This is a genomic window from Bradyrhizobium sp. UFLA06-24 (assembly GCF_054967145.1).
Window position 1 is genome coordinate 1 of the sequence record NZ_JADFUE010000018.1, and the last position, 22,127, is coordinate 22,127.

The 22,127-nt window shown below is 63.8% G+C and carries 23 protein-coding genes and 1 pseudogene; 14 read left to right on the forward strand and 10 right to left on the reverse strand.

The window, feature by feature from the left end:
• Positions 1–177 precede the first annotated feature (177 nt).
• The 3 genes from IF809_RS16515 to IF809_RS16525 all read left to right on the forward strand — a co-directional run bounded on the left by IF809_RS16515 (position 178) and on the right by IF809_RS16525 (position 2,328).
• Positions 178–816: a TetR/AcrR family transcriptional regulator gene (locus tag IF809_RS16515; RefSeq protein WP_128968745.1), complete on the forward strand. Its 639-nt coding sequence runs from the start codon at positions 178–180 to the stop codon at positions 814–816.
• A 247-nt stretch (positions 817–1,063) separates the two neighbouring features.
• The gene (locus tag IF809_RS16520) at positions 1,064–1,726 is read left to right on the forward strand and encodes a DUF3313 domain-containing protein (RefSeq protein ID WP_462838013.1); all 663 of its coding nucleotides are present in this window, start codon (positions 1,064–1,066) and stop codon (positions 1,724–1,726) included.
• A gap of 32 nt (positions 1,727–1,758) precedes the next feature.
• On the forward strand, positions 1,759–2,328 hold the full coding sequence (locus IF809_RS16525) for a DUF2147 domain-containing protein (RefSeq protein ID WP_462838014.1): 570 nt from the start codon (positions 1,759–1,761) through the stop codon (positions 2,326–2,328).
• A 3-nt stretch (positions 2,329–2,331) separates the two neighbouring features.
• On the opposite strand, the gene IF809_RS16530 is transcribed toward IF809_RS16525, so the two are convergent.
• Positions 2,332–2,643, reverse strand: a complete 312-nt coding sequence (locus IF809_RS16530; RefSeq protein WP_128968742.1) for a hypothetical protein — start codon at positions 2,641–2,643, stop codon at positions 2,332–2,334.
• A gap of 180 nt (positions 2,644–2,823) precedes the next feature.
• Here IF809_RS16530 and irr point away from each other — a divergent pair, with 180 nt between their 5' ends.
• Positions 2,824–3,300, forward strand: coding sequence for a Fur family transcriptional regulator Irr (gene irr, locus IF809_RS16535; RefSeq protein ID WP_128968741.1), 477 nt, complete (start codon positions 2,824–2,826; stop codon positions 3,298–3,300).
• A 55-nt stretch (positions 3,301–3,355) separates the two neighbouring features.
• On the opposite strand, the pseudogene IF809_RS16540 reads toward irr, so the two are convergent.
• Positions 3,356–4,120, reverse strand: a pseudogene (locus IF809_RS16540) (winged helix-turn-helix domain-containing protein); the annotation flags it as partial.
• Between the two features lie 131 nt (positions 4,121–4,251).
• Here IF809_RS16540 and mddA point away from each other — a divergent pair.
• Both mddA and IF809_RS16550 read left to right on the forward strand, forming a co-directional pair.
• A complete protein-coding gene (mddA, locus tag IF809_RS16545) occupies positions 4,252–5,040 on the forward strand; it encodes a methanethiol S-methyltransferase (protein ID WP_128968740.1) in 789 nt (262 codons plus the stop codon).
• Between the two features lie 97 nt (positions 5,041–5,137).
• Entirely contained in the window at positions 5,138–5,560 is a 423-nt protein-coding gene (locus IF809_RS16550) for a GFA family protein (RefSeq protein WP_128968739.1), read from the forward strand.
• A gap of 122 nt (positions 5,561–5,682) precedes the next feature.
• Here the strand turns inward: IF809_RS16550 and IF809_RS16555 are convergent, their stop codons facing one another.
• A complete protein-coding gene (locus IF809_RS16555) occupies positions 5,683–6,090 on the reverse strand; it encodes a BA14K family protein (protein ID WP_128968738.1) in 408 nt (135 codons plus the stop codon).
• Positions 6,091–6,448: 358 nt separating this feature from the next.
• Between IF809_RS16555 and IF809_RS16560 the strand changes: the two genes are divergently transcribed.
• On the forward strand, positions 6,449–7,705 hold the full coding sequence (locus IF809_RS16560; RefSeq protein ID WP_128968737.1) for an aminopeptidase: 1,257 nt from the start codon (positions 6,449–6,451) through the stop codon (positions 7,703–7,705).
• 37 nt (positions 7,706–7,742) lie between these two features.
• On the opposite strand, the gene IF809_RS16565 is transcribed toward IF809_RS16560, so the two are convergent.
• Positions 7,743–8,081 (reverse strand): hypothetical protein, encoded by a 339-nt coding sequence (locus IF809_RS16565; protein WP_462838015.1) that lies wholly within the window; start codon positions 8,079–8,081, stop codon positions 7,743–7,745.
• Positions 8,082–8,532: 451 nt separating this feature from the next.
• Between IF809_RS16565 and IF809_RS16570 the strand changes: the two genes are divergently transcribed.
• Positions 8,533–8,988: a cupin domain-containing protein gene (locus IF809_RS16570; protein ID WP_128968735.1), complete on the forward strand. Its 456-nt coding sequence runs from the start codon at positions 8,533–8,535 to the stop codon at positions 8,986–8,988.
• A gap of 106 nt (positions 8,989–9,094) precedes the next feature.
• On the opposite strand, the gene IF809_RS16575 is transcribed toward IF809_RS16570, so the two are convergent.
• The 4 genes from IF809_RS16575 to IF809_RS16590 form a co-directional block, all read right to left on the reverse strand.
• Positions 9,095–9,616, reverse strand: a complete 522-nt coding sequence (locus IF809_RS16575) for a hypothetical protein (RefSeq protein WP_462838016.1) — start codon at positions 9,614–9,616, stop codon at positions 9,095–9,097.
• A gap of 64 nt (positions 9,617–9,680) precedes the next feature.
• Positions 9,681–10,496 (reverse strand): MBL fold metallo-hydrolase, encoded by an 816-nt coding sequence (locus IF809_RS16580; protein WP_462838017.1) that lies wholly within the window; start codon positions 10,494–10,496, stop codon positions 9,681–9,683.
• A 95-nt stretch (positions 10,497–10,591) separates the two neighbouring features.
• Positions 10,592–12,118, reverse strand: coding sequence for a permease (locus tag IF809_RS16585; protein WP_462838018.1), 1,527 nt, complete (start codon positions 12,116–12,118; stop codon positions 10,592–10,594).
• Positions 12,115–12,864: an ABC transporter ATP-binding protein gene (locus tag IF809_RS16590; protein WP_462838055.1), complete on the reverse strand. Its 750-nt coding sequence runs from the start codon at positions 12,862–12,864 to the stop codon at positions 12,115–12,117. The genes IF809_RS16585 and IF809_RS16590 overlap by 4 nt, the downstream gene beginning before the upstream one ends.
• Positions 12,865–13,137: 273 nt before the next feature.
• Here IF809_RS16590 and IF809_RS16595 point away from each other — a divergent pair, with 273 nt between their 5' ends.
• The 6 genes from IF809_RS16595 (at position 13,138) to IF809_RS16620 (ending at position 19,896) form a co-directional block, all read left to right on the forward strand.
• Complete coding sequence (locus IF809_RS16595; RefSeq protein WP_128968730.1) at positions 13,138–14,013, forward strand: branched-chain amino acid ABC transporter permease; 876 nt, start codon at positions 13,138–13,140, stop codon at positions 14,011–14,013.
• 4 nt (positions 14,014–14,017) lie between these two features.
• Positions 14,018–15,169 carry a branched-chain amino acid ABC transporter permease gene (locus IF809_RS16600; protein WP_462838019.1) on the forward strand — a complete coding sequence of 384 codons (1,152 nt, stop codon included), beginning with the start codon at positions 14,018–14,020 and terminating at the stop codon, positions 15,167–15,169.
• Positions 15,166–15,924: an ABC transporter ATP-binding protein gene (locus IF809_RS16605; protein ID WP_128968728.1), complete on the forward strand. Its 759-nt coding sequence runs from the start codon at positions 15,166–15,168 to the stop codon at positions 15,922–15,924. The genes IF809_RS16600 and IF809_RS16605 overlap by 4 nt, the downstream gene beginning before the upstream one ends.
• A 4-nt stretch (positions 15,925–15,928) precedes the next feature.
• On the forward strand, positions 15,929–16,717 hold the full coding sequence (locus IF809_RS16610) for an ABC transporter ATP-binding protein (protein ID WP_128968727.1): 789 nt from the start codon (positions 15,929–15,931) through the stop codon (positions 16,715–16,717).
• 57 nt (positions 16,718–16,774) lie between these two features.
• Positions 16,775–18,613 (forward strand): AMP-dependent synthetase/ligase, encoded by a 1,839-nt coding sequence (locus tag IF809_RS16615; protein WP_128968726.1) that lies wholly within the window; start codon positions 16,775–16,777, stop codon positions 18,611–18,613.
• Between the two features lie 83 nt (positions 18,614–18,696).
• Positions 18,697–19,896, forward strand: coding sequence for an ABC transporter substrate-binding protein (locus IF809_RS16620; protein WP_164938919.1), 1,200 nt, complete (start codon positions 18,697–18,699; stop codon positions 19,894–19,896).
• A 177-nt stretch (positions 19,897–20,073) separates the two neighbouring features.
• On the opposite strand, the gene IF809_RS16625 is transcribed toward IF809_RS16620, so the two are convergent.
• Both IF809_RS16625 and IF809_RS16630 read right to left on the reverse strand, forming a co-directional pair.
• Positions 20,074–21,189, reverse strand: coding sequence for a lysozyme inhibitor LprI family protein (locus IF809_RS16625; RefSeq protein ID WP_462838020.1), 1,116 nt, complete (start codon positions 21,187–21,189; stop codon positions 20,074–20,076).
• A gap of 83 nt (positions 21,190–21,272) precedes the next feature.
• Positions 21,273–21,992, reverse strand: coding sequence for a transglutaminase-like cysteine peptidase (locus IF809_RS16630; protein ID WP_128968723.1), 720 nt, complete (start codon positions 21,990–21,992; stop codon positions 21,273–21,275).
• Between the last annotated feature and the right edge of the window lie 135 nt (positions 21,993–22,127).

Genomic DNA, 22,127 nt, shown 5'->3' on the forward strand with positions numbered 1-22,127 from the left:
CGACGTCCTCGCGCGCGAAGCGACGGCCGGCCCATCCCAGTCCCCATCCGGGCGCGAGGCTCACACGGTCCCGTTCCGCGCCGCAAGATGAAAGTCTCGACAGTGTCCGCACAAAAAATGTACAGCGCGTCCGGTTTTCACTTGATTCATTGTCTCGTCATGGAGACAAGTCGGCGCATGGACAACGCCACACGCTCCGAACGATCCCGCAATGCTGCGCTCGAAGCAGCCATCGCGATCATCGCGCGCGATGGACCCGGCCGGCTGACGCTCGATGCGATTGCGCGTGAGAGCGGTCTGAGCAAGGGCGGCGTGATGCACCAGTTCCGCACCAAGGAGGCGGTGCTGAAAGCGCTGCTCGAGCGGCAGATGGCGCATTTCGAGGAGTTCTCCTCGGCCTATATGGCGAAGGTGAGCGCGACCTCGCCCAATCCAAATCTGGCAACCCAGCTCGCGACCGTGCGGGAAGCGGCAACTTCGCCGAATTCCGCTGCACTGGCGCTGGTTGCGGCCATAGTCGAGAATCCCGGCCTGATGGCGTTGCCGCGCGAGCGCGAGATGAAGAGGATGGCCGCGATCAGGGAAGAGGCCGCCGATCCTGATCTCGCGATGCTGCGCTGGGCTGGGGCAATCGGATTACTGTTGAGCTCATTGTTCGGAATGTCGCCGCTCAACAGAGATGAGCAGCAGCGGCTTTTCGCGCGCCTGGCCGACGACGCGCAATGGCACGGTCTTGAACAGTCTCGGGCGAAGCGTCCCGCCAAATCCGGCGCCGCATCGACCGCGAGAGCTGCAAGCCGGCGCAAGCGCGCCTGAATCGTTAACGAAGTCCTGCCGATCCCTGCCCAAAGTCGCGCCTGCGACCAAATGGCATCGGTTCATTTCCTTATTTACAAACCAACTGGTCGGTTTATAAGTGAAGTCACTGAGACGGCCCTGAGCGTCCGACATGGCCCCGGACGACGCCTTGGGTCGGCAAAGGTGAGCGTCGCAGCCGCGTCTGGTCCCGCACGCGGCTGCGGTCGCGCCTCGCCTGTCGAGAAGCTGAAAGAGGAGTTTAAAAATGGATCGCTCGATCGCCCTGCGCGGTCTGGGAACGCTGGTGCTTGGCACGGTCCTGGCCGGCTGCGCCTCGGTCGCACCCGTACGTTATTCAGAGTTGGCTTCATCGGCCTACCTTGCGGATGATCGTTCGGATGCCTCCGGTCGCGTACCCTACCGCTACTCCACGTCGGTCGACTGGCGCTCCTATCGTAAAGTGATCCTCGAACCGGTCGTCGTGTATCGTGGCAAGGATCACCAGTTCGGCGACATGTCCGACCAGGACAAGGCGACGCTTGCCGCCACCATGCAGACCCGCTTCGCCGAGCGGCTGCGCAGCCGCTTCGCGCAGGTGCGCGAGCGGGGGCCGGAGACCCTGCGGATCACGTTGACGCTGACCGGCGCGGTCACCAACACGCCGGTGCTCGGCACACTTTCCCGCTTCGACATGGCGGGCGCGGTTTACAACGGGGTGCAGGCCGCGCGCGACGCCGAGGGCATGCTGACCGGCTTGGTGATCTACAGCGTCGAGATTTTCGACGCTTCGACCACGCGTCTGCTCTCCGCCTACGTCACCAGGCAATATCCCGGCGCCTACGACATCAAGGCCAGCGTCGGCGCGCTGGCGGCCGCCAATGCCGGTATCGACAAGGGCGCCGATGCGCTGATGGCGCAACTGAACTGACGTCGCGATCGATCCTACAAAAGGTGCTGCTGATGAACATCCTCCTTCGTTTCGTGCTGCGTGTCGCCGTCACCATCGCGATGATGGCCTTTGACGGCCGCGCCGGCGCCGCCACGCCCGTCGACCCCAGCGGCACCTGGCTGGTCGAGGACGGCCGCGCCCGCATCAGGCTCGAGCGTTGCGGTCCGTCGCGCGACCGCATCTGCGGCTTCATCGTCTGGATGAAGGAGCCGGCCGACAAGCGCGGACAACCCTATCGCGACAAGGAAAACCCCGATGCCGACAAGCGCGCCCGCGCGCTGCTCGGCCACCAGCTGATCATGGGCTTGCAGGCGACGCCTGACGGCCGCTTCGCCGGCGAGATCTACAATGCCGAGGACGGCAAGACCTATGCAGTCTCGCTCTGGCGCGAATCCGCCGATCGCCTCAAGCTCAGGGGGTGCTTAATCAAGTTCCTGTGCCAGACTCAGGCCTGGCAGCAGACGCTCGACGTCCAGCCCGGCCAGCTGATCGGCCTCACCGGCGATCTCAACGGCCCCCGCGCCGACAAGGAATGGGCGCACGTGCCGCCGCCGAAGCCGACCCAGGTCAAAGCCAAATAAGGCTCAGCAGGTTTTCAGCGCCTCTTGCAATTCACGCAGCGCGCTGGCGAGCAGCTCGCGATGGGCGATGTCGTCCTTTGGAATCGCAGCGACGCTGCCTGCGAGCTCGCGCAAGATGCCGGCGAGCAGGCCGAAGTTGATGTGCAGGTGCACCGACTTGCGCACGTCCTCGGTCCCGGGACGCTCGAGCACGAGTGCCACGCCGTTGCCGTCGAGATGTGCCTCGAATCGCGATGAATGCTCGAAGGTGCCGACATAGAATTTGTCGGGATATTCGAGCGCGATTTCTGCCTTGTCGGGAACCGGCTTCGTCATGGGGGCCTCTTCGATTCCACAACATCTTGGCTGGGAATAAACCGACCTGCCTTGCGATAGGTCAGAGGCCGGCCCGGATTTGATCCGGATCAAAGCCAAGCCGTCCCTTTTGCGATCCGATGTCAACTGGCGCACGGGGAAGCCGCGCCCTGTCCGTTTTCGCGGGAGGCAAGACGACCGATGGACATCCAGGCCACCAACAATCCTGCGGGCGGGGAGGATGCCGTCGAGCCAGGCCTGCTCTCGGACGATGGGGCCAAGCATTGCCTGCAAATGCTGAGCGATGCCGGCCTGCGCCCGACCCGCCAGCGTCTTGCGCTCGGCAAACTGCTGTTCCTGCGCGGCCATCGCCATGTCACGGCGGAGAGCCTCTACGCCGAGGCGGTGGCGGCAAACGCCTATCTGTCGCTAGCGACCGTCTACAACACGCTGAACCAGTTCACCGAGGCGGGCCTGCTGCGCCGGATCGCGGCCGACGGAATCAAATCGTTCTTCGACACCGACACGTCAGTCCATCCGCACTTCTATCTGGAGGGCGAGGATCTGCTGGTCGACGTCGCCGGCGGCCTTGCCTTCAGCAAGATGCCGGTTGCGCTTCCCGGCCACGAGATCGCGCGGCTCGACGTCATCATCCATCTGCGCCGGAAGCGGATGTAATGGCGGCGCTGGTGACGAGCGCCTGCTCGGAGCCCCGGAGCTGCGCAAGGTCCCTGTTCTCGGCGGCATGGATCTGCGGCTCGATCGCCGCGACGATCCGCGCGGTGATCTCGTCCTGCACGGCGAAGACGTCGGTGAGCTCGCGGTCATAGCGCTCGGCCCAGAGGTGGCCGCCGGTGGTGGCGTCGTTGAGCTGCGCGGTGATGCGCACGCGGTTGTCAACCTTGCGCACGCTGCCCTCGACGATGTAGCGCGCGCCGAGCTCTTCGGCGATCTGCTTGATGTGGACCGCGCGCCCCTTGTAAGTGAAGGACGAATTGCGGGCGATCACGATGAACCAGCGCTGCTTCGACAACGCGGTGAGGATGTCCTCGCTGATCCCGTCGCCGAAATAGTCCTGGGCGGGATCGCCGCTCATGTTCTCGAAGGCGAGCACGGCAATGCCTGGACGGTCCGTCGCGGCACGCGCCGAGCTCGGCGCGGCTTCGGCCTGCGCACGCCTTCTTGCGACTTCTTCACGGGCCTCGCCGACGAAGCGAAAACCTTTCCGCGGGATCGTCCTGATCAGCCGCTGCGTCGTGCCGTCGTCGCCGAGCGCCTTGCGCGCGGCATTGATCCGGCTGTTCAGCGCCGAATCCGAGACGATGCGGTCGCTCCAGATCTGGCTGATCAGGTCATTCTTGCTGACGACGCGGCCGCGCTCCGCGACGAGGTAAAGCAGCAGGTCGAATACCTGCGGCTGCAGCGGCACGGCCGTCCCGGCGCAGGTCAGCTCGCGCAGATCGCCGTCGAGCACATTGTTCTCAAAAAGAAATCGCACGTTTCTGTCTCAAGCAAAAATCATAGCCGTGTCAGGCGAAAATCAACCGTCCGCGAAAGTCTTCAGCCATTCGCGCAGGCATGGTGCAGCGACCCATGAGGTGCCGACGCTTCGGCGCAACGGAGCTGCCTATGACTCAAATTGATCATCAGATTCATTCCCTGCGTCCCGACGCGTCGGGCTCAAAAGCTTTCAAGATCATCGCGTTCCTCTACGGCATTGCCGCCTATCTCGTGTTTTTCGTCACCATTCTCTACGCCATCGGCTTCGTGACGGGGCTGGTGGTGCCGAAGACCATCGACATGGGAACCGACACACCGGCGGCTGAAGCCTTGATCGTCGATCTGCTGTTGATGACGCTATTCGCCGTTCAACATAGCGTGATGGCGCGCCAGGGCTTCAAGGCGTGGTGGACGCAGTTCGTCCCCAAGCCGATCGAGCGTTCGACCTATGTGCTGTTCGCGAGCCTGTCATTGCTTCTCCTGTTCTGGCAGTGGCGTCCGCTGCCGCCGCTCGTATGGGACGTCGCCAATCCGGGTCTTGCCGTGACGCTGATCACGCTGTCGTTCGCGGGCTGGCTGCTGGTGTTCACCTCGACTTTCATCATCAATCATTTCGAACTGTTCGGATTGCATCAGGTCGCCAACCATCTTGCCGGCAAGCGGGCCGAGCCGCCGCGGTTCAAGACGCCGCTGCTCTATAAATTCGTCCGTCATCCGATCTATCTCGGCTTCATCATCGCTTTTTGGGCGGCGCCGACCATGACCGCAGGCCATCTGCTGTTCGCGGCCGTGACCACGGCCTACATCTTCGTGGGCATCGCGCTGGAGGAGCACGATCTCGTCGCTCTCTTTGGCGACGAATACCGGCAGTACAAACAACGGGTGTCGATGCTTATTCCCTGGCGAAAGTCGGTGTAACATTCGCGCGCCTCCGCCGCGTCCGTCGAAAGGAGGATGCGGCACCGAGGCACAGAGGAAACGGCCAATTCAAAAAGACTCATAAACGGAGATCACGATGACACATGTCGGGAGTTGTTTCTGCGGCGCGGTCGCGCTCGAGGTCACGGGGGAACCCGAGGCGATGGGATATTGCCATTGCCGGTCCTGCCGCTCCTGGTCAGGCGGCCCCGTGAACGCGTTCAGCCTGTGGAAGCCCGAGGCGGTGCGCGTTACCCAAGGTGCGGAGCATATTGGGACCTATGCCAAGACACCGCTCAGCCAGCGTCAATTCTGCAAGAAGTGTGGTGGTCATCTCATGACCAATCATCCGCCGCTCGGGATGATCGACGTCTTCACCGCCACGATTCCGACGCTCAAATTCGCACCCGGCGTTCACGTCAATTATAGCGAGACGGTGCTGCCGATACGGGACGGCCTGCCCAAGCTGAAGGATTTCCCCGCCGAGTTCGGCGGCAGCGGCGAGATGATGCAGGAGTAGAGGGCGCGAGGCTGACGCCCCAACGCAAATCCACCCTGTCCCGTGAGGGAGCAGGGTGGATGCAGATTCAAGAGAACTCGATCACGTGCTCAAGCCGCCGTTCGTCGGCATGGCTTGTCTCGCTATGGGCAAGGATGGCGCCTGCCATCCTTGCCGAGGTACAGGCCCGTATTCGGGTTGTAGGATCGGTAGCGCTGCATGCAGTATTGGATGTCGCCTTCCGGCGGCGGTCCGTAGGCAGCGGGCGGCGGCGGATAGCCCGGTTCATAATAATAAGGCGAGCCATAATAATAGGGCGCCGCAACCGCGCCGCCGATGATCGCGCCGGCCGCAAGTCCGCCGACGAAGGCGCCGCCGCCCCAGCCCCAGCCGCGATGTCCGTACCAGCGCACCTGCTCGAACCGGCCGGGCGCCGATTGTGCCATCGCGAGCGGCTGTCCGATCGGCGCAGCCGACGCCGAAGTCAATGTCGCAGCCGACAGGCCTGCCAGCAGGCAAGCTCCAGCGACCAGGCGAAACGATTTCAACATTGTGGTCTCCTCGTCATGCGGCGGCATTTGCGCCGCCTGACGAGTGATAATGTAGTGGAGCGGTGTACTGAATTAGAATTTGGACAGGATGGTGGGTGCCTCATGCGCGCGCCTTGTACGCCGTCGTTCGAGGAGCGAACGCGGAAGCCATCCGACCGCCCTTTGTGAAGACAGTCCTCACCGAAAAATGACCTCGGTCCCGGGCCCGCCAACGCTGGCTGGACACCGGAATCGGCAACGCGTTGAAAACCAAACCGGGTGAAACTGCGTATCTTTCACGGTTCGCAAGACGCTCGCGCACTTGTGTCCCGTGATGCTAGACTTAAATTGAATGAGAGATTTCGACAGAGGGCCTCGCATGACCGATCAACGCAATTCCAACACGTCCATCGATCCCGTGAAGCTCGACCGGCTGGCCGAGGTGGCGGTGAAGGTGGGGCTGGGCTTGCGGCCGGGACAGGACCTTCTCCTGACGGCGCCCGCGATCGCATTGCCGCTGGTGCGCCGGATCGCCGTGCACGCCTACAAGGCCGGCGCGGGCATCGTCACGCCGATCCTCTCCGACGAGGAGATGACGCTGGCGCGCTACCGCTACGGCCAGGACAACAGCTTCGATCGCGCCGCCAACTGGCTTTACGAGGGCATGGCGAAGGCGTTCTCGGACAACACGGCGCGTCTTGCCATCGTCGGCGACAATCCGATGCTGCTCTCGGGCGAGGATCCGTCCAAGGTGGCGCGCGCCAGCAAGGCCAATTCCATGGCCTACCAGCCTGCGCTGGAGAAGATCGTCAATTTCGACACCAACTGGAACATCATCGCCTATCCGAGCCCGTCCTGGGCAAAGCAGGTCTTCCCGAACGATTCGGAAGATGTCGCCATCGGCAAGCTGGCGGATGCAATCTTCGCGGCGTCCCGCGTCGACCGCGAGGATGCGATTTCGAATTGGGCGAGCCACAATGCCGTGCTGCGCGAGCGCACCAACTGGCTCAACGGCCAGCGCTTCCGCGCGCTGCAATATTCGGGTCCCGGCACCGACCTCACCATCGGGCTTGCCGACGGTCATGAATGGGAAGGTGGCGCCTCGTCCGCCAAGAACGGCATCAGCTGCAACGCCAACATCCCCACCGAAGAGGTCTTCACCACGCCGCATTGCCGGCGGGTCTACGGCCATGTCGTGAGCTCGAAGCCGCTGTCTTATCAGGGCACGCTGATCGACAACATCGCGGTGCGCTTCGAGGACGGCAGGATCGTCGACGCCAAGGCCTCGCGCGGCGCCGAGGTGCTGAACAAGGTGCTCGACACCGACGAGGGCGCGCGCCGGCTCGGCGAGGTGGCGCTGGTGCCGCATTCCTCGCCGATCTCGCAGAGCGGGCTGTTGTTCTACAACACGCTGTTCGACGAGAACGCAGCCTCGCACATCGCGCTCGGCCAGTGCTACTCGAAGTGCTTCGTCAACGGCGCGCAGCTCACGCCGCAGCAGATCGCCGCGCAAGGCGGCAACCAGAGCCTGATCCATATCGACTGGATGATCGGCTCGGCCGAGACCGACATCGACGGCATCCTGGCCGACGGCAGCAAGGTGCCGGTGTTCCGCAAGGGCGAGTGGGCGAAGTAGCGTCCTTCACCTCTCCCCGGTGGGGAGAGGTCACATCTCACGCGGCCGCGTTGCGCAGCATCGGGTTGTTGTCGATGCTGAAGCGGTTGAACAATGTGGTGAAAGGGCTGCCGTCGGTGGCGCGCACGATGGCGTCGGAAGCCGCGACCGCCTCGTAGAGCCCACCGATCGGGTCGTCTGCCTCGGGGAGGCCGAGGCGTTCGCGGATTCCCTCTCGCGCCGCGTTGACGTCGTCCTCGTCCTCGCGTGTCGCCTCAAGCGCATCTGCCGCCCGCCGCATCTCCGCGAGGTCGCCGCCGGCGGAGAATTTGAGGATGTCGAGCCAATAGGGGCGGGCGACGACGAGTTGGACAAACGCCTCGAAACTTTCGGCCATAATGCCTGCGCCCCTCCGACGAGACGTACAGCACTTTTTGCGACGGCAGCAGCACGAAGGCGCCGCCCGAGCCGTCGATGCCGATTTGCCGGGGACTTTCGACGCCATCGATCGTGAACCAGGGCTCCTCGTCCGGCGCGAACGAGACCTCGAGGCGGCCGAGCCAGGCTACGACCTTGCTGTCGGCTGTCAGCAGCTCTGGGGTCAGGGGCATCGATCAGGCTCCTTATGGTCGCTTTCGCGCACTTTGTCGCACCCGGGAAAAGAAGGGTTCATGTGCGCGAATTTGCAGGGAAAATCTCCACGTTAACCGCTTCACATCTGCAACTTGCGGCTGATTGTTGGGGCCTGCGTAAGAAAGAATTAAAAGCCGGCTACTAGCGTTCCGACATCTTTCGAAACAATCCGGGGCGAGACCCGGCCATATATATTATATCCCCTGGGGAAGCAGATGTCGCGCTCGTTGATTGAAATTGGTAGTTGCAACGTGGATCTGGAGCTGCGGCCGATCGAGCCGGCCTGGATCATCGAGGGCAATCCGGTCTCGCGTTCGCACATCCTTTCGACCAGCTCCGACGGCACCGCCTCGACCATCATCTGGTCCTGCACCGAGGGCCGCTTCAACTGGTATTATGATTTCGACGAGACGATCATGATCCTGGAAGGATCGATCGTGCTCGAAAGCGACGGGTTGCCCCCGAAGCGCTATGGCGTCGGCGACGTCGTCTTCTTCCGCGACGGCGCGCACGCCAAATGGCATGTCGAAGGCCACGTCAAGAAGATCGCCTTCTGCCGCAAGACCAATCCGGCCGTGATCGGCTTCATGGTCCGCGTCGTCAACAAGTTGAAGCGGATGTTCGTCTCGCCCGGCGAGCGCCGTCCCGCGACTCTCATGGGTGCCGGCTAACTCCATTCAAGGACGCTTCCCAGCGGCCACGACGGAAGAGGGGGCGGGATCAACATCCCGGCCCCTCTTTCACATTGTGCCTGGCGGTCGCTTCCTGGCGATCTCGTCAGCTTGTGCGCCGCATCGCCCTCACATCCACCGCCAGCCGCCAATCGCTTGCCGTGGCAGGCTTGACCTCGCCGAACCAGTGAAAGGCATCGTCGGCGATTTCCGTAAAGCTCCAGCGCGTGAGATCACCTCCGTCGGTCGTGCCCTCCTGTACGATGTCCTCGCCGTGCGGGCGACCGATCTGCTGGCGGAATACGCAGCGTCCCGGATCGAACCATGAAATCCGCCACGCCGAGATGGAGGGATCGTAGACGCGCAGTGTCGTGCCGTACCAATTGCCGGCGATGGGAAAGGCGGGGCTGCCCGCAGGGCGCGGAATGATCCAGACGTCCTGGACGGCGCGGCCCTCCAGCACCCAGCCGAAATGGATTTCGCCCGGCGCGATGTGCTTCGTTCCATCAGCGCCGTGGGCGGTGATCTCGGCATCCCAATCGCCGACGAAGCGGCCGTAAAGCCGAAGCGCCGCCGCGTGCTCGGGATGGGGTCCGTTCGCGTGTAGCCATCTTGCAAATTCGGTCATGTCGATCTCCCGTTGCCACGGAGATCAGCACAGTCGGCCGACGACCGACTTGGAGAAAATTGCGTCAGACCCCATCGAGGATGATCACGGTCGGCGTCGTCGGCAGCGTATCCCGCGACATCCGCAAGGAGCGCTCGGTACGGCGGTCGATCTCGAATTGCTGGCCGATACGGTGCATGAACTCGTCGAGCGGGGTGGCGAAGCGGTGCATCGGCAGCACCACGGAGGCGCGTAGGCGCTTGGTGATCTCCGAGATGCCGTCGAGCGACATGGTGTAGGTGCCGTCGATTGGCACCATCACGATGTCGAGCCGACCGATCTGGGCGAAGTGGCTGTCGTCGAGCTTGTGGTGCAAATGGCCGAGATGGCCGATGCAGAGACCCGCGACCTCGAAGATGAAGATTGAATTGCCGTCGCGGATCATGTCCGCGCCGGAATCGTCACCGAAATAGCGGCGGATGTCGGTTGTGACGTTGCGGATGAAGGTGTCGCCGACCCGCTCCGACACCACAGCCGGTTTGCCGTCCTCGCCCCAGCCATGCAGCACATGCGGAATGCGCTTGTCGGGATTGAGAGAATAATGGGTGCTGTGGGCCCGGTTCATGGTCACGACGTCAGGCAGCCGGCCGACTTGATAGGCGCCGCTGTAATCGGTCGCGATGCGCACCCCGCCGGGCGTGTCGATGAAATAGGTGGAATGGCCGGCATAGGTGATCTCGACCTCGGCCGCTGCGGCCGCCTGCCGGAAGGCGACCGGCATGACGCGGGGCGCGGCGTTCGCCATCGCCAGACATTCGCTACGCTGAGGCGGCTGCTGGGCGAAGGCTGGTGAGAGACATGCGCTCAACAGTGCAAATGCCGCCGAAATGAATTGCCGCATGAATCCATCCCCAATGACTTCAGGAAAAGTCTACCGTGCTAAGCAGCGTGCCGCCAACAGGACGCGATCAACAGCGCGTCACTGTCGCACTCTTGCTACTCCCGCCTCGGGCTGAACTTCCACGTCATCGCAACCAGGCCCGCCGTAATCAGTCCGCTGACGATGCCGGCAGTCGGCAGCGTGAGCAGCAGTGCGGCGGTGGCAGCCCAGCCAATCGAGGAGAAGGCTTCGGCGAAGGTGGCGAGCCGTGACGAGGTCTGGCGGCGGCGGAATTGGCTGCGTCGGGCCTGGACGCGGAACCAGAGCTGGATCGCGGTGGCGGAAGCCGCGCCGACGATGATCATGGCGGCCGTGATGACAGCCTGGAACAGCGAGGCGAAAACCAGCGCCGCAACCAGTGGGCAAAAGATGGCGGCGATCGCGATCAGCACCACCTCGATCTTGGCGCGGGTCACGCTGGACGATGTCAGCGGCGCGGTCGCGACCAGATCGGGTGCGTCCTCGCCCGAGATCGTCAACCAGGCCAGCCCGCCGGCGAGCTGACCCGCGGCCATCACGATCACAGGTGTGATCAGCGTCAGCGCCACGGAGCTGTCGCCAAAGCTGCGCCACAGCAGCAGCGTGGGCGGGACCAGATAGAGCAGCTGCATCAGGGTTTGCGAGATCAGCCAGGGATCGCGCCAGAGCAGCACGAATTCCTTGCGCCGCAGCGCCTGCTGCCGCGAACCGCCGCGGAACGCACGCTCCCTCGCGCGCTTGCGGCTGGATGTGCCATAGGCGGCTGCGTCGATCGCGGTGTCGGCGAAGCGGCCCGAGAAGATCGCCATCACGCATCCGAGCAGCACCAGCCCGAGCGCCAGCAGAAGCAGCAGCGCCGCGCTGTCGCCCATGGTCGCCCGCGCCGGCCACCACCAGATGCTGTCGACCTCTGGCGCGTGGGCGGCCAGGGTGCCGGAGGTGAGGATGGTGAAGCGCGACAGCGTGCCATAGGAGATGATCGCCGCCACCTGCAGCGCGATCACGAAGCCGGCGCCGATGATCGCGGCCAGGATCTGGGCGACGAAACGCGTCCGCGCCGGGCCGATCAGGCGAAACAGCAGGATGGTGACGGCAATCGCGACCGCCGCGGCCGACAGTCCCATCGCAATGACGACGCCGAAGGCGCTGAGCCAGCGCGGCCCGCCGCCGATCACCAGCACGTCGATGAAGGGCGTCGAGAACAGCAGTGCCATCAGCGTGACGCTGAGCGCGATCGCGGCGATGCGCACCGAGAACAGATTCGCCAGCGTCGCCGGCGAAGACATGATCAGGTCGAGATCGGCGCGGGCGTAAAACACCCGCGTCACCGATTCGATCGCCTGCGATAGCATCAAGGTCCAGGCCAGCAGGATGGTCGCCGAGATCACGACCAGCGAGGATTTGTCGAGCGGCAGCTGCAGATCGGCGAAGCGGCCGATCACGGCCCAGGCCGGCAGGTGCAGCAGCGCGGCGAAGAATATCAGCCCGACCACCGCGGCGCGGGCACGCCGGCGACGGCCGCCCGTCATCATGGCGAACCATTCGCGCCAGGCGAGCCTGAGTTCGTGACGGGCAAACCAGGAGAGCGCGGTCGCCGAGCTCATGCCGCGTCCTGCAGCGTCACCAATGCGATGAAGAGATCTTCCAGGCTGGTGTCAGCATGGCCGTTCTGCTGACGCAGCTCCGTGAGTGTGCCCTCGGCAACGAGACGTCCCGCCGCGATCACGCCGATGCGGTCGGCCATCCGCTCGGCGACCTCGAGGATATGCGTCGTCATGATGACGGTGCAGCCGGCGCGGACGCGGTCGCCGAGCAGTCCCTTCACATGGCGGGCCGAAACGGCGTCGAGCCCTGTCAGCGGTTCGTCGAGGATGATGAGGCGGGGGTCGTGCACCAGCGCGCCGGCGAGAGCGACCTTCTGGCGCATGCCCTTGGAAAAGCCCTCGCAGCGCTCGTGCCGGTGCGGTTCGAGCCCGAGCGAGTTCAGGAGCTCCTCGGCGACCGGTTTCGAGACCGAGGGTGCGATGCCCCAGAGGCCGGCGACGAATTCGAGATATTCGAGCGGGGTGAGCTTGTCATAGATCATGGGTTCGTCGGAGACCCACGCCATCACCTGCTTGGCCGCGACGGGATTGGCGAGCGCGTCGATCCCGAAGATCGAGACTGCGCCGTCGTCGGGCCTGAGCAGGCCGGCAACCATGCGCAAAGTGGTGGTCTTGCCGGCCCCGTTGGGGCCGACCAGCGCGTAGAATTCGCCGGCACGAACGGTGAGATCGAGGCTGTCGACCGCCAAACGGTCAAAACGCTTCGTTAACCCTCGGAGTTCGAGCGCCGAGCTGTCCGGCTTCATGACGGCCACACTAACAGGTTTTGCATCGGTCGCGACCATGACCTGAAGATGTTTCGACCCCGTGAATCGCGCGGCCGCAAATTCCGGTCTCCATGTTGGACTAAAGGCAGGACACTCCAGAAGTCACCGTTTGTTGACAGCGCTTTGCGGTTCAGGCTGAATTGGCGCCGGGACAAATAGCGCTCACGCAGCGAGACGACTGCGTAGCGGCTGGACACAAGATGCGGCGATGCGGTCGTCAAGAACCGCAGGTTGCATCGGGAGGACGCGGCGATGCTGGATTTCGTTCAGCAGCTGGTCAGCGGTGTTGCGCTCGGCTGTGTTTACGGCCTGATCGCACTCGGCTTCGTGCTCGTCTACAAGGCCACCGAGGTCGTCAATTTCGCCCAGGGCGATCTGATGATGCTGGGCGGCTTCTTCGCCTTCACCTTCATCGGCATGATGGGCCTGAACTACTGGGTCGGCTTTGCCGGTGCGGTGGCGGCGATGGCGCTGTTCGGCATGCTGGCGGAGCGGATCGTGGTGCGGCCGATTCTCGGCTATCCGCAATTCTCCATCATCATGGCCACCATTGGCCTCGGCTATTTCCTCCGTTCGGTCGCCGGCATGATCTGGGGCACCGACGATTTCAAGATCGACACGCCGTTCAGCCAGGGCGTCTTGCGGATCGGCTCTCTGGTGCTAGCCTATGACAAGCTGTCGGTGATCGCGGCGACGATGATCCTGTGCACGCTGCTCTGGCTGTTCTTCAACAAGACCACGCTCGGCACCGCGATGCGTGCCAGCTCCGAGAACATGCTCGCGGCATATTACATGGGCATCCCGGTCAAGCGCGTGGTGTCGATCGTCTGGGCGATCAGCGCGGCGGTCGCGACCTGCGCCGGCGTGCTGCTGGCGCCGATCACCTTCATTCATTCCAATGTCGGTCTCGTGCTCGGGCTGAAGGCGTTTCCGGCCGCGGTGCTCGGCGGCTTCGGCTCGATCCCCGGCGCGGTCGTCGGCGGCGTGCTGATCGGTGTGATCGAGAGCATGGCCGGGTTCTATCTGCCGGAGGGCTGGAAGGACGTCGCGCCCTATATCGTGCTGCTCGCCGTGCTGCTGCTCAAGCCCGAAGGCCTGTTCGGCCTTCACGCCCGCAAGAAGGTCTGAACGCATGCGCTTCCTGTTCAAGACCGATTATGAAGACGACATCAGGTTGTTCCCGCATTCGGGCTACGTCGTTTCCTACAGCCTGCTGTTCGCGGTGCTGCTGATCGCGCCTTACGTGCTCTCCAGCTATCTGATGAGCCAGCTCGTCTTCGTCTGCATCTACGCCACTGTCGGCGTGGCGCTGCTGATCCTGACCGGCTTTACCGGCCAGGCCTCGCTCGGGCACGCTGCGTTCCTGGCGATCGGCGCCTACACGGCCGCTTACCTGCAAAAATACAATGTGCCGTTCCCGGTCTATTTCCTCGCCGCGGGCGTCCTGACCGGCTGCATCGGCGCGCTGGTCGGCTTTCCCGCGCTGCGGCTTCAGGGTATCTATCTCGTCATCGCCACCATCTCCTTCGCCTTCATCGTCGAGGAGATCCTGGCGCGCTGGGAAAGCGTCACCAACGGCAATGAGGGGCTGCGGGTCAAGGCACTGTCGCTGCTCGGTGTGACAGTCTCGCGCGACAGTCCGACCTTCTATTTCCTCTGCCTTGCGGTGCTGGTGCTGACCATCGTCGGCACGCTCAACCTGTTGCGCTCGCCGACCGGGCGCGCCTTTGTCGCGATCCGCGACAGCGAGACCGCGGCGCGCAGCATGGGCGTCAACGTCGCGCTGTACAAGGTCAAGTCCTTCGCGATCTCGGCGGCGATCACCGGCTTTGCCGGCGTGCTGTTCGCGCACAAGCTCTCCTTCATCTCGCCGGAGATGTTCACGCTCCAGCTCTCGATCGAATTCATCATCGTGATCCTGATCGGCGGCACCTTCAGCCTGCACGGCGCGGTGCTGGGCGCGATCTTCATCGTGATGATCGATCCGTTTCTGACTTACCTCAAGGACGACATGCCCGGAATCATCGGCGGCATCGCCGCGGCCTTTGGCGCAGGCACGGCGACCGCAGGCAACATCCAGTCGAAGGTCGCGGCGTTCGCCTCGCTCAACGGTCTCAAGGGCGCGATCTACGGCGTCATCATCATGCTGTTCGTGCTGTTCGAGCCGCTCGGCCTCTACGGCCGCTGGCTCAAGATCAAGCTCTTCTTCCAGCTATTCCCGCTCTACAAGCGCGCCACCTTCAAGCGACAGAAGATCTACGTGAAGTCGGAGCGGAACCGATGAGCTATTTCCGCGCCGAGAACCTGTCGCTGCATTTCGGGGGCCTCAAGGCCGTCGATGCGGTGTCGTTCGCGGTCGAGAGGGGCGAGATCCTGTCGATCATCGGGCCGAACGGCGCGGGCAAGAGCTCGATCTTCAATCTGATCTCGCGGATCTACCGGCCGACCTCGGGCCGCATCTTCTTCGAGGACCAGGACATCACCGAACAGCCGCCTTATGACATCGCCAGGCTCGGCATCGCCCGCACGTTCCAGAACATCGAGCTATTCGAGAACGCCACGGTGCTGTCGAATCTGCTGGTCGGGCGCCACCGGCACTCCACCACGCAGCTCTGGCAGGAGCTGCTGTTCCTGCCGAGCGTGCGCGCCAACGAGAAGCTGCATCGCCGCCGGGTCGAGCAGGTGATCGAATTCCTCGACCTCGAGCCCTATCGTGACAAGCTGATCTCGGGCCTTCCCTACGGCGTGCGCAAGGTGATCGAGCTCGCGCGCGCGCTTTGCTCCGAGCCGAAACTGATCCTGCTCGACGAGCCATCGTCCGGTCTCAATGTCGAGGAGACCGATGACATGTCGTTCTGGATCCGCGACATGAAGAGCGAGCTCGGGGTCACCGTGCTGATGGTCGAGCACGACATGTCGCTGGTCAACCGCGTCTCGGACCGCGTGATCGCACTGAATTACGGCCGCGTGCTGGCGATGGGCTCGCCGTCCGAGGTGCAGCAGCACCCGGACGTCGTCGCCGCCTATCTGGGAGCCTGACGCGATGGATGCGACCGTGACCCCGGACATCATCTTGAGGCTCTCCAACATCGAGAGCTATTACGGGCCGATCATGGCGATCCGCGGCATCTCGCTGGAAGTGCCGCGCGGCCGCATTGTGACGCTGCTGGGCGCCAACGGCGCCGGCAAGACCACGGTGCTGAAGACCATCTCGGGCATTCTCGATCCGCAGAAAGGATCGATCGAGTTCATGGGCAAGCCGATCCAGCGCATGGAGGCGGACCGCATCGTCCGCCTCGGCCTCAGTCATGTGCCAGAAGGACGCGAAGTGTTTCCGTTTCTCTCGGTGCGCGAGAACCTGATGATGGGCGCCTATCCGCGCAAGGACCGGGACGGCGTGTCGGAGGATCTGGAGCGGGTCTACGGCTATTTCCCGCGCCTGAAGGAGCGCGTCAACCAGCCGGCCGGCCAGCTCTCCGGCGGCGAGCAGCAGATGCTGGCGATCGGACGCGCGCTGATGAACCGGCCGACGCTGCTGCTGCTGGATGAGCCCTCGCTCGGCCTGTCGCCGATCCTGGTGAAGGAGATCTTCACCATCATCCGCCGCGTCAACGAGGAGCAGGGCATGTCGATCCTGCTGGTCGAGCAGAACGCGCGCGTGGCGCTGGAGACGGCGCATTACGGCTATGTGCTGGAGATCGGTCGCGTCGTGATGAACGACAGCTGCGACCGCTTGATGCATTCGCAGGACATTCAGGAGTTCTACCTTGGCGCCAAGGAAGCCGGCGCGCGAGGTGAGCGGCGATGGAAAAAGAAGAAGACCTGGAGATGAAGGTTCTACGGTGAAGACTCGGCGATGAAAGCTTAACGGCGGCAAGAGGAGACGTGCATGGCCCGACCGGCGGTGCTGACGGTCGCTGATACGATCGCAAGGAGCTTTCTGCGCGCGGCAGAGGTGCGCGGCGACCGGCCCGCGATCCGCGAGAAGAAATTCGGCATCTGGCAGCCGACGAGCTGGCGCGAATGGCTGCAGATCTCGAAGGAAATCGCCTACGGACTTCGCGCCATCGGCTTTATGCCCGGCGACGTCGCCTCCATCATCGCCAACGCCGTCCCCGAATGGATCTACGCCGACATGGGCATCCTCTGCGCCGGCGGTGTCTCCTCGGGCATCTATCCGACGGATTCATCGGCGCAGGTCGAATACCTCGTCAATGATTCCACCACGCGGGTGATCTTCGCCGAGGATGAGGAGCAGCTCGACAAGATCCTTGCCTGCCGTATCCGCTGTCCCAGCCTGCAACGGATCGTGGTATTCGACATGGAGGGCCTCAGCGGCTTCTCCGACGACATGGTGATGTCGTTCGAGGAGTTTCGCGCGCTTGGCCGCAACCATATGGTCGGCCGCGAGGCGCTGTGGCAGGAGATGATCGACAGCCGCGGTGCTGATGATCTCGCCGTGCTCGTCTACACGTCAGGTACGACGGGCCCGCCCAAGGGCGCGATGCACGCCAACCGCAGCGTCACGCACCAGATGCGCCACGCCAACGATTTCATCCCCGCGCGGGAGGACGAGGACCGGCTGATCTTCCTGCCGCTCTGTCACGTCGCCGAGCGGGTCGGCGGCTATTACATCTCGGTCGCGCTCGGCTCGGTGATGAACTTTGCCGAGAGCCCGGAGACCGTGCCGGACAATCTGCGCGAGGTGCAGCCGACGGTGTTCCTCGCGGTGCCGCGGATCTGGGAGAAATTCTACTCCGCGATCACCATTGCGCTGAAGGATGCGACGCCGCTGCAGCAATGGGTCTACCGCCGGGCCATCAAAATCGGTTATCGCATGGTCGATTGCCGCCTCGAGGGCAGGACACCGCCGCTAGGCCTGCGTATCGCCAACGCCATCGCCTACCGGGTCGCGTTCCGCAATATCCGCCGCATGATCGGGCTCGATCGTTGCCGCATTGCCTTCACGGGTGCGGCGCCGATCGCGCCGGACCTGATCCGCTGGTACCTCGCGCTCGGCATCGACATGCACGAGGTCTACGGCCAGACCGAGAATTGCGGGGTCGCGACCATGATGCCGGGCGAGCGCATCAAGCTCGGCTCGGTCGGCACCGCGGTGCCCTGGGGCGAGGTCGCGCTCTCGCCCGACGGCGAGATCCTGATCAAGGGCGACTTCCTGTTCATGGGCTATTTGAACCAGCCGGAGAAGACGGCGGAGACCATCGATGCCAGGGGTTGGCTGCATACCGGCGATGTCGGCCTCATCGACAACGAGGGGTTTGTCCGCGTCACCGACCGGATGAAGGACATCATCATCACCTCGGGCGGCAAAAACATCACGCCATCGGAAATCGAGAACCAGCTCAAATTCTCGCCCTACATCTCGGACGCCGTGGTGATCGGCGACAAGCGGCCGTATCTCACCTGCCTCGTCATGATCGACCAGGAGAATGTCGAGAAGTTCGCCCAGGACCACGACATCCCCTTCACCAATTATGCCAGCCTGTGCCGGGCCAGCGAGATCCAGGATCTGATCTGGCGCGAAATCGAAGCCGTCAACGCGAACTTCGCCCGCGTCGAGACCGTCAAGAAATTCTACCTGATCGAACGCCAGCTCACGCCGGAGGACGAAGAGCTGACGCCGACCATGAAGTTGAAGCGCAATTTCGTGAACAAGCGCTATGCCGCCGAAATCGACGCGATGTATCGCCAGCGCGCAGTGGCGTAAGCGTGCACGCGCAGGAACGAAACAGCGAAGCGGTGATGGCCCCGCCCTTCGCATCGAACGGGCCCCAAGGAGAGGAGACGTCAATGTCGAAATCGTTGAAAGCGTTCGGCCTTGCTGTGGGTGCGGTGGCGCTCACCTGTCTGCCGGCTGCGGCGCAAACCAAGGTCACCAATGAAGGCATCTCGGCGAACGAGATCGTCATCGGCACCCATCAGGATCTCTCGGGCCCGATCAAGGTCTGGGGCGTGCCTGTGTCCAACGGCATGAAGATGGCGGTCGAGGAGATCAACGCGGCCGGCGGCATCCAGGGCCGCAAGCTCAAGATGATCCTGGAGGACAATGGCTACGATCCGAAGAAGGCGGTGCTGGCCTCGCAGAAGATGGTCGAGCGCGACAAGATCTTCGCGATGATCGGCCCGATGGGCTCGCCCACGGTGCTCGCCGCGCAGGACATCCTGTTCGATGCCGGCGTGCTTCAGCTGTTTCCGCTGACGGCCGCCGAGTTCACCTTCAAGTTCGATCCGGCCAAGCCGCAGGAGCGGCTGAAGTTCAACAATCTGCTGCCCTATGTCGAGAGCACGCGGGCGGCCTTGAAATACATGATGGAGTGGAAGAACTTCAAAAAGCCCTGCATCATGCATCAGGACGACGAGTACGGAAAGAACGTGCTCGACGGCTTCAATCAGCAGCTGACCGCGATGAAGATCCCGGCGGCTTCGGTGACGAGCTACAAGCGCGGCGCCTCCGATTTCAGCGCGCAGGTCGCCAAGATGAAGTCCGACGGCTGCGATCTCGTCGTGCTCGGCACCGTGATCCGCGAGACCATCGGCGCGATGACCGAGGCGAAGAAGCTCGGCTGGGACGTCACCTTCCTCGGCGCGACGCCGACCAACGTGCTGGAGGTGCCGACGCTGGGCAAGGATGCGGTCGAAGGGCTCTACGCGGCGAGCGGTTTCGAGATTCCCTATGAGGACACTGCCAAGGGCAAGGTCCACGACTGGCTGATCAACTACAAGAAGATGTTCGGCACCGATGCCAACACGCAGGCGATCATCGGCTACAACGCGGTGATGACGTTCGCGTTCTACGCGGACAAGGCGGGCAAGGATCTGACCGGGCAGAAGATGCTCGATTCACTGGAGTCGGGCGAAAAGTTCCTCGACATTTTCAACTCGCCGCCGACCAAGTTCTCCAAGACCGACCACCTCGCCAACACCATCACCCAGGTGCAGCAGGTCAAGGCCGGCCGCTGGGTTCTGGTGAAGGACAATCTGATGTTTTGATGCGGCGTTGTCGCCGCACAAGCCGTGCACCCTCTCCCCTTGCGGGAGAGGGTGGCTTCGCTGAAAGCGAAGCCGGGTGAGGGGTCTCCATCCTTACGAGCAGTGGGGCGAGCGGAAAGAACCCCTCATCCGGCGCTTCGCGCCACCTTCTCCCACAAGGCGAGAAGGAAGAAAGAACTACGATCCCCCGCTCGCCGTCCCCGAATTGACCGGCGCCAGTTCGTCTTCGCGGCAACGCCAACCGTCGCCAGCTTTGACGAAGGCAAAGGTCCGCTGTATCCGCAGGCGGCGCGTGACGTTGAAGGCGGCTGCGGCGCGCTCCTTATTGGCGGCGCCCGGTTGCGGACGGCCGGTAGCCGCGTCCCAGCAGGTGCCGGTGCAGGCCGAGGCGACCTTGCTGCAGGTGGTGAACGGCGCCAGCACCACCATCTCGATCTCGCCGGTGACCTGCGCCTCCTGATCAGTGACCTGGCTGTCGAGGGCGTAGACGCGATTGATGCGGAGGAAATTGCCGCACGAATTGGCGGCGTGGATGCGCGCCGCGCAGAAATCGACCGCGTCGGTGTCGGGCTCCCGGGCCGCGACCTGCCGGCCGAACACCTTCTTCGGATCGCCTTTGGCGGCCGCGATCTCGTCGGCCTTGCGCTTGAGGGAATCGGCGAGACAATCTTCCGCGGAGCCGAGCTCCTCGAGCGGCACGTTCTCCTTGCCGACCAGATTGCACTTGCGATCACGCTCGCGCGTCCAGCGGCCGTATTCGGCGAAGGCGAAGCGTGCCGCAGTCGGGTCCAGCTTCCCGATCAGGCCGAGCACCTGGCTGTTGAGCTCGGTCTCGGTCAGCGCCAGCGCCGGGTCCGCGCAGATCAGCGCGCCGGCCGCGGTGTTGGCGGCAAGACAGTCGAAATCTGGATCGCGCACGATCGTCGCGCGATCCTCGGTTACCTTGAGCAGGCACGCCTTCACCCGCTCGAAATCCTCGGTGCGAACCGCGGTCTGGCCGACGATGCCGCAGCCGAGATTGCGCTGGCGATTCCAGACCGCATTCTCCTCGATCGCGGGCAGGCGATCGGGCAGGCGGGCGAGCCGCGCCTCGATCGCCGTGCCCAGCTTCTCGGCGGCCGCGGACAGCTCCGCGTCACCGCAGAACAATTGATTGCCGGGGTCACGGATCTGCTGACAGTTATTCCTGGAAAACAGCGGCAGCTTGTCCGCGATGGAGGGAGCGGATTGCGCGAAGCCAGACGCCGCCGGCCAGGCCAGCAATGCGAGCACAATCGCAACGATCAACCGCATTCCAGCCGCCCCCGCATCAAGGACGCCATGCTAGCGTCCTGGATCGAGCCGCGAAACGGGTTTGTGATGGGCTACAAGCGAGATTAGCGGGCGTCGGACAACTGCACGGGCTCGCCGACATATTTCAGCACCGCCGCCTGGTAGAGCACGAACAGCGGCTGGTAGGTCCGCGCGTTCTCGTCCTCGACCATGGCCATGCGGCGGTTGTCCAGCATCAGCCAGCTGCCGTCGAGCCTTGCGGCGGCGACCGCATGCGCTTCGCCGGCCCTGACGTCGCGTACCACGACGATGCGGAGGTCTTCCACCGCGACGCCGGCAAGCCGCAGTGCGGCGAGCTTGGCGATGGCATAGTCCTCGCAGTCGCCGGCGCCGCGCGCGAAGGTCGCGAGCGGCGAGCTCCAGACGTCGTCAGTGCCGTCATTGGCGGCGCGGATGGCGAGATTGATGGCGCGATTGGTCTCGCCGAGCCGGGCGCGACCGTCGCGGGCCCTAGCCTGGTCGACGATGGCGAGCAGCTTCAGCGCTGCGGGCGAGGCGCAATGGTCGCGATCGCCGTCGCACAGCGCAAGCTGCACCATGTCGTCGTCGAACTTCTGCTTCAGCGCGAACCATTTCTGCCGCAGGCTGCCGTCGGAGATGGCGAAGGCGAACACGCCGAACGGCTCGGCGGATTTGCGCACGAGCATGCCTGCGCCCGGCGAGAGCAATGTGCCGGCACGAAGGTCGGCGGCTGAGCCCAGCAGCATCAATCCGCAGACAGCAATGATGACGCGCCAGGCGCGCCGGTGAGCGGCGGTCTCCATCTGACATCCCCTTCCGGCTTCGCTTTGGTCCCTCGACCTCGACGTGCCGGCTTGTTGCTTTCGCGGAGATAGTGCGAGACGGGCCGTATTGTTCGGTTTAACGCGCGGCGGACGGGGTGCCAAAACTGCGGAGCA

Excerpts from the sequence above, each read along its gene's own strand:
- IF809_RS16515 (WP_128968745.1), top strand. The coding sequence starts at position 178 with ATGGACAACGCCACACGCTCCGAACGATCCCGCAATGCTGCGCTCGAA.
- IF809_RS16520 (WP_462838013.1), top strand. The coding sequence starts at position 1,064 with ATGGATCGCTCGATCGCCCTGCGCGGTCTGGGAACGCTGGTGCTTGGC.
- IF809_RS16525 (WP_462838014.1), top strand. The coding sequence starts at position 1,759 with ATGAACATCCTCCTTCGTTTCGTGCTGCGTGTCGCCGTCACCATCGCG.
- IF809_RS16530 (WP_128968742.1), bottom strand. The coding sequence starts at position 2,643 with ATGACGAAGCCGGTTCCCGACAAGGCAGAAATCGCGCTCGAATATCCC.
- irr (WP_128968741.1), top strand. The coding sequence starts at position 2,824 with ATGGACATCCAGGCCACCAACAATCCTGCGGGCGGGGAGGATGCCGTC.
- mddA (WP_128968740.1), top strand. The coding sequence starts at position 4,252 with ATGACTCAAATTGATCATCAGATTCATTCCCTGCGTCCCGACGCGTCG.
- IF809_RS16550 (WP_128968739.1), top strand. The coding sequence starts at position 5,138 with ATGACACATGTCGGGAGTTGTTTCTGCGGCGCGGTCGCGCTCGAGGTC.
- IF809_RS16555 (WP_128968738.1), bottom strand. The coding sequence starts at position 6,090 with ATGTTGAAATCGTTTCGCCTGGTCGCTGGAGCTTGCCTGCTGGCAGGC.
- IF809_RS16560 (WP_128968737.1), top strand. The coding sequence starts at position 6,449 with ATGACCGATCAACGCAATTCCAACACGTCCATCGATCCCGTGAAGCTC.
- IF809_RS16565 (WP_462838015.1), bottom strand. The coding sequence starts at position 8,081 with ATGGCCGAAAGTTTCGAGGCGTTTGTCCAACTCGTCGTCGCCCGCCCC.
- IF809_RS16570 (WP_128968735.1), top strand. The coding sequence starts at position 8,533 with ATGTCGCGCTCGTTGATTGAAATTGGTAGTTGCAACGTGGATCTGGAG.
- IF809_RS16575 (WP_462838016.1), bottom strand. The coding sequence starts at position 9,616 with ATGACCGAATTTGCAAGATGGCTACACGCGAACGGACCCCATCCCGAG.
- IF809_RS16580 (WP_462838017.1), bottom strand. The coding sequence starts at position 10,496 with ATGCGGCAATTCATTTCGGCGGCATTTGCACTGTTGAGCGCATGTCTC.
- IF809_RS16585 (WP_462838018.1), bottom strand. The coding sequence starts at position 12,118 with ATGAGCTCGGCGACCGCGCTCTCCTGGTTTGCCCGTCACGAACTCAGG.
- IF809_RS16590 (WP_462838055.1), bottom strand. The coding sequence starts at position 12,864 with ATGAAGCCGGACAGCTCGGCGCTCGAACTCCGAGGGTTAACGAAGCGT.
- IF809_RS16595 (WP_128968730.1), top strand. The coding sequence starts at position 13,138 with ATGCTGGATTTCGTTCAGCAGCTGGTCAGCGGTGTTGCGCTCGGCTGT.
- IF809_RS16600 (WP_462838019.1), top strand. The coding sequence starts at position 14,018 with ATGCGCTTCCTGTTCAAGACCGATTATGAAGACGACATCAGGTTGTTC.
- IF809_RS16605 (WP_128968728.1), top strand. The coding sequence starts at position 15,166 with ATGAGCTATTTCCGCGCCGAGAACCTGTCGCTGCATTTCGGGGGCCTC.
- IF809_RS16610 (WP_128968727.1), top strand. The coding sequence starts at position 15,929 with ATGGATGCGACCGTGACCCCGGACATCATCTTGAGGCTCTCCAACATC.
- IF809_RS16615 (WP_128968726.1), top strand. The coding sequence starts at position 16,775 with ATGGCCCGACCGGCGGTGCTGACGGTCGCTGATACGATCGCAAGGAGC.
- IF809_RS16620 (WP_164938919.1), top strand. The coding sequence starts at position 18,697 with ATGTCGAAATCGTTGAAAGCGTTCGGCCTTGCTGTGGGTGCGGTGGCG.
- IF809_RS16625 (WP_462838020.1), bottom strand. The coding sequence starts at position 21,189 with ATGCGGTTGATCGTTGCGATTGTGCTCGCATTGCTGGCCTGGCCGGCG.
- IF809_RS16630 (WP_128968723.1), bottom strand. The coding sequence starts at position 21,992 with ATGGAGACCGCCGCTCACCGGCGCGCCTGGCGCGTCATCATTGCTGTC.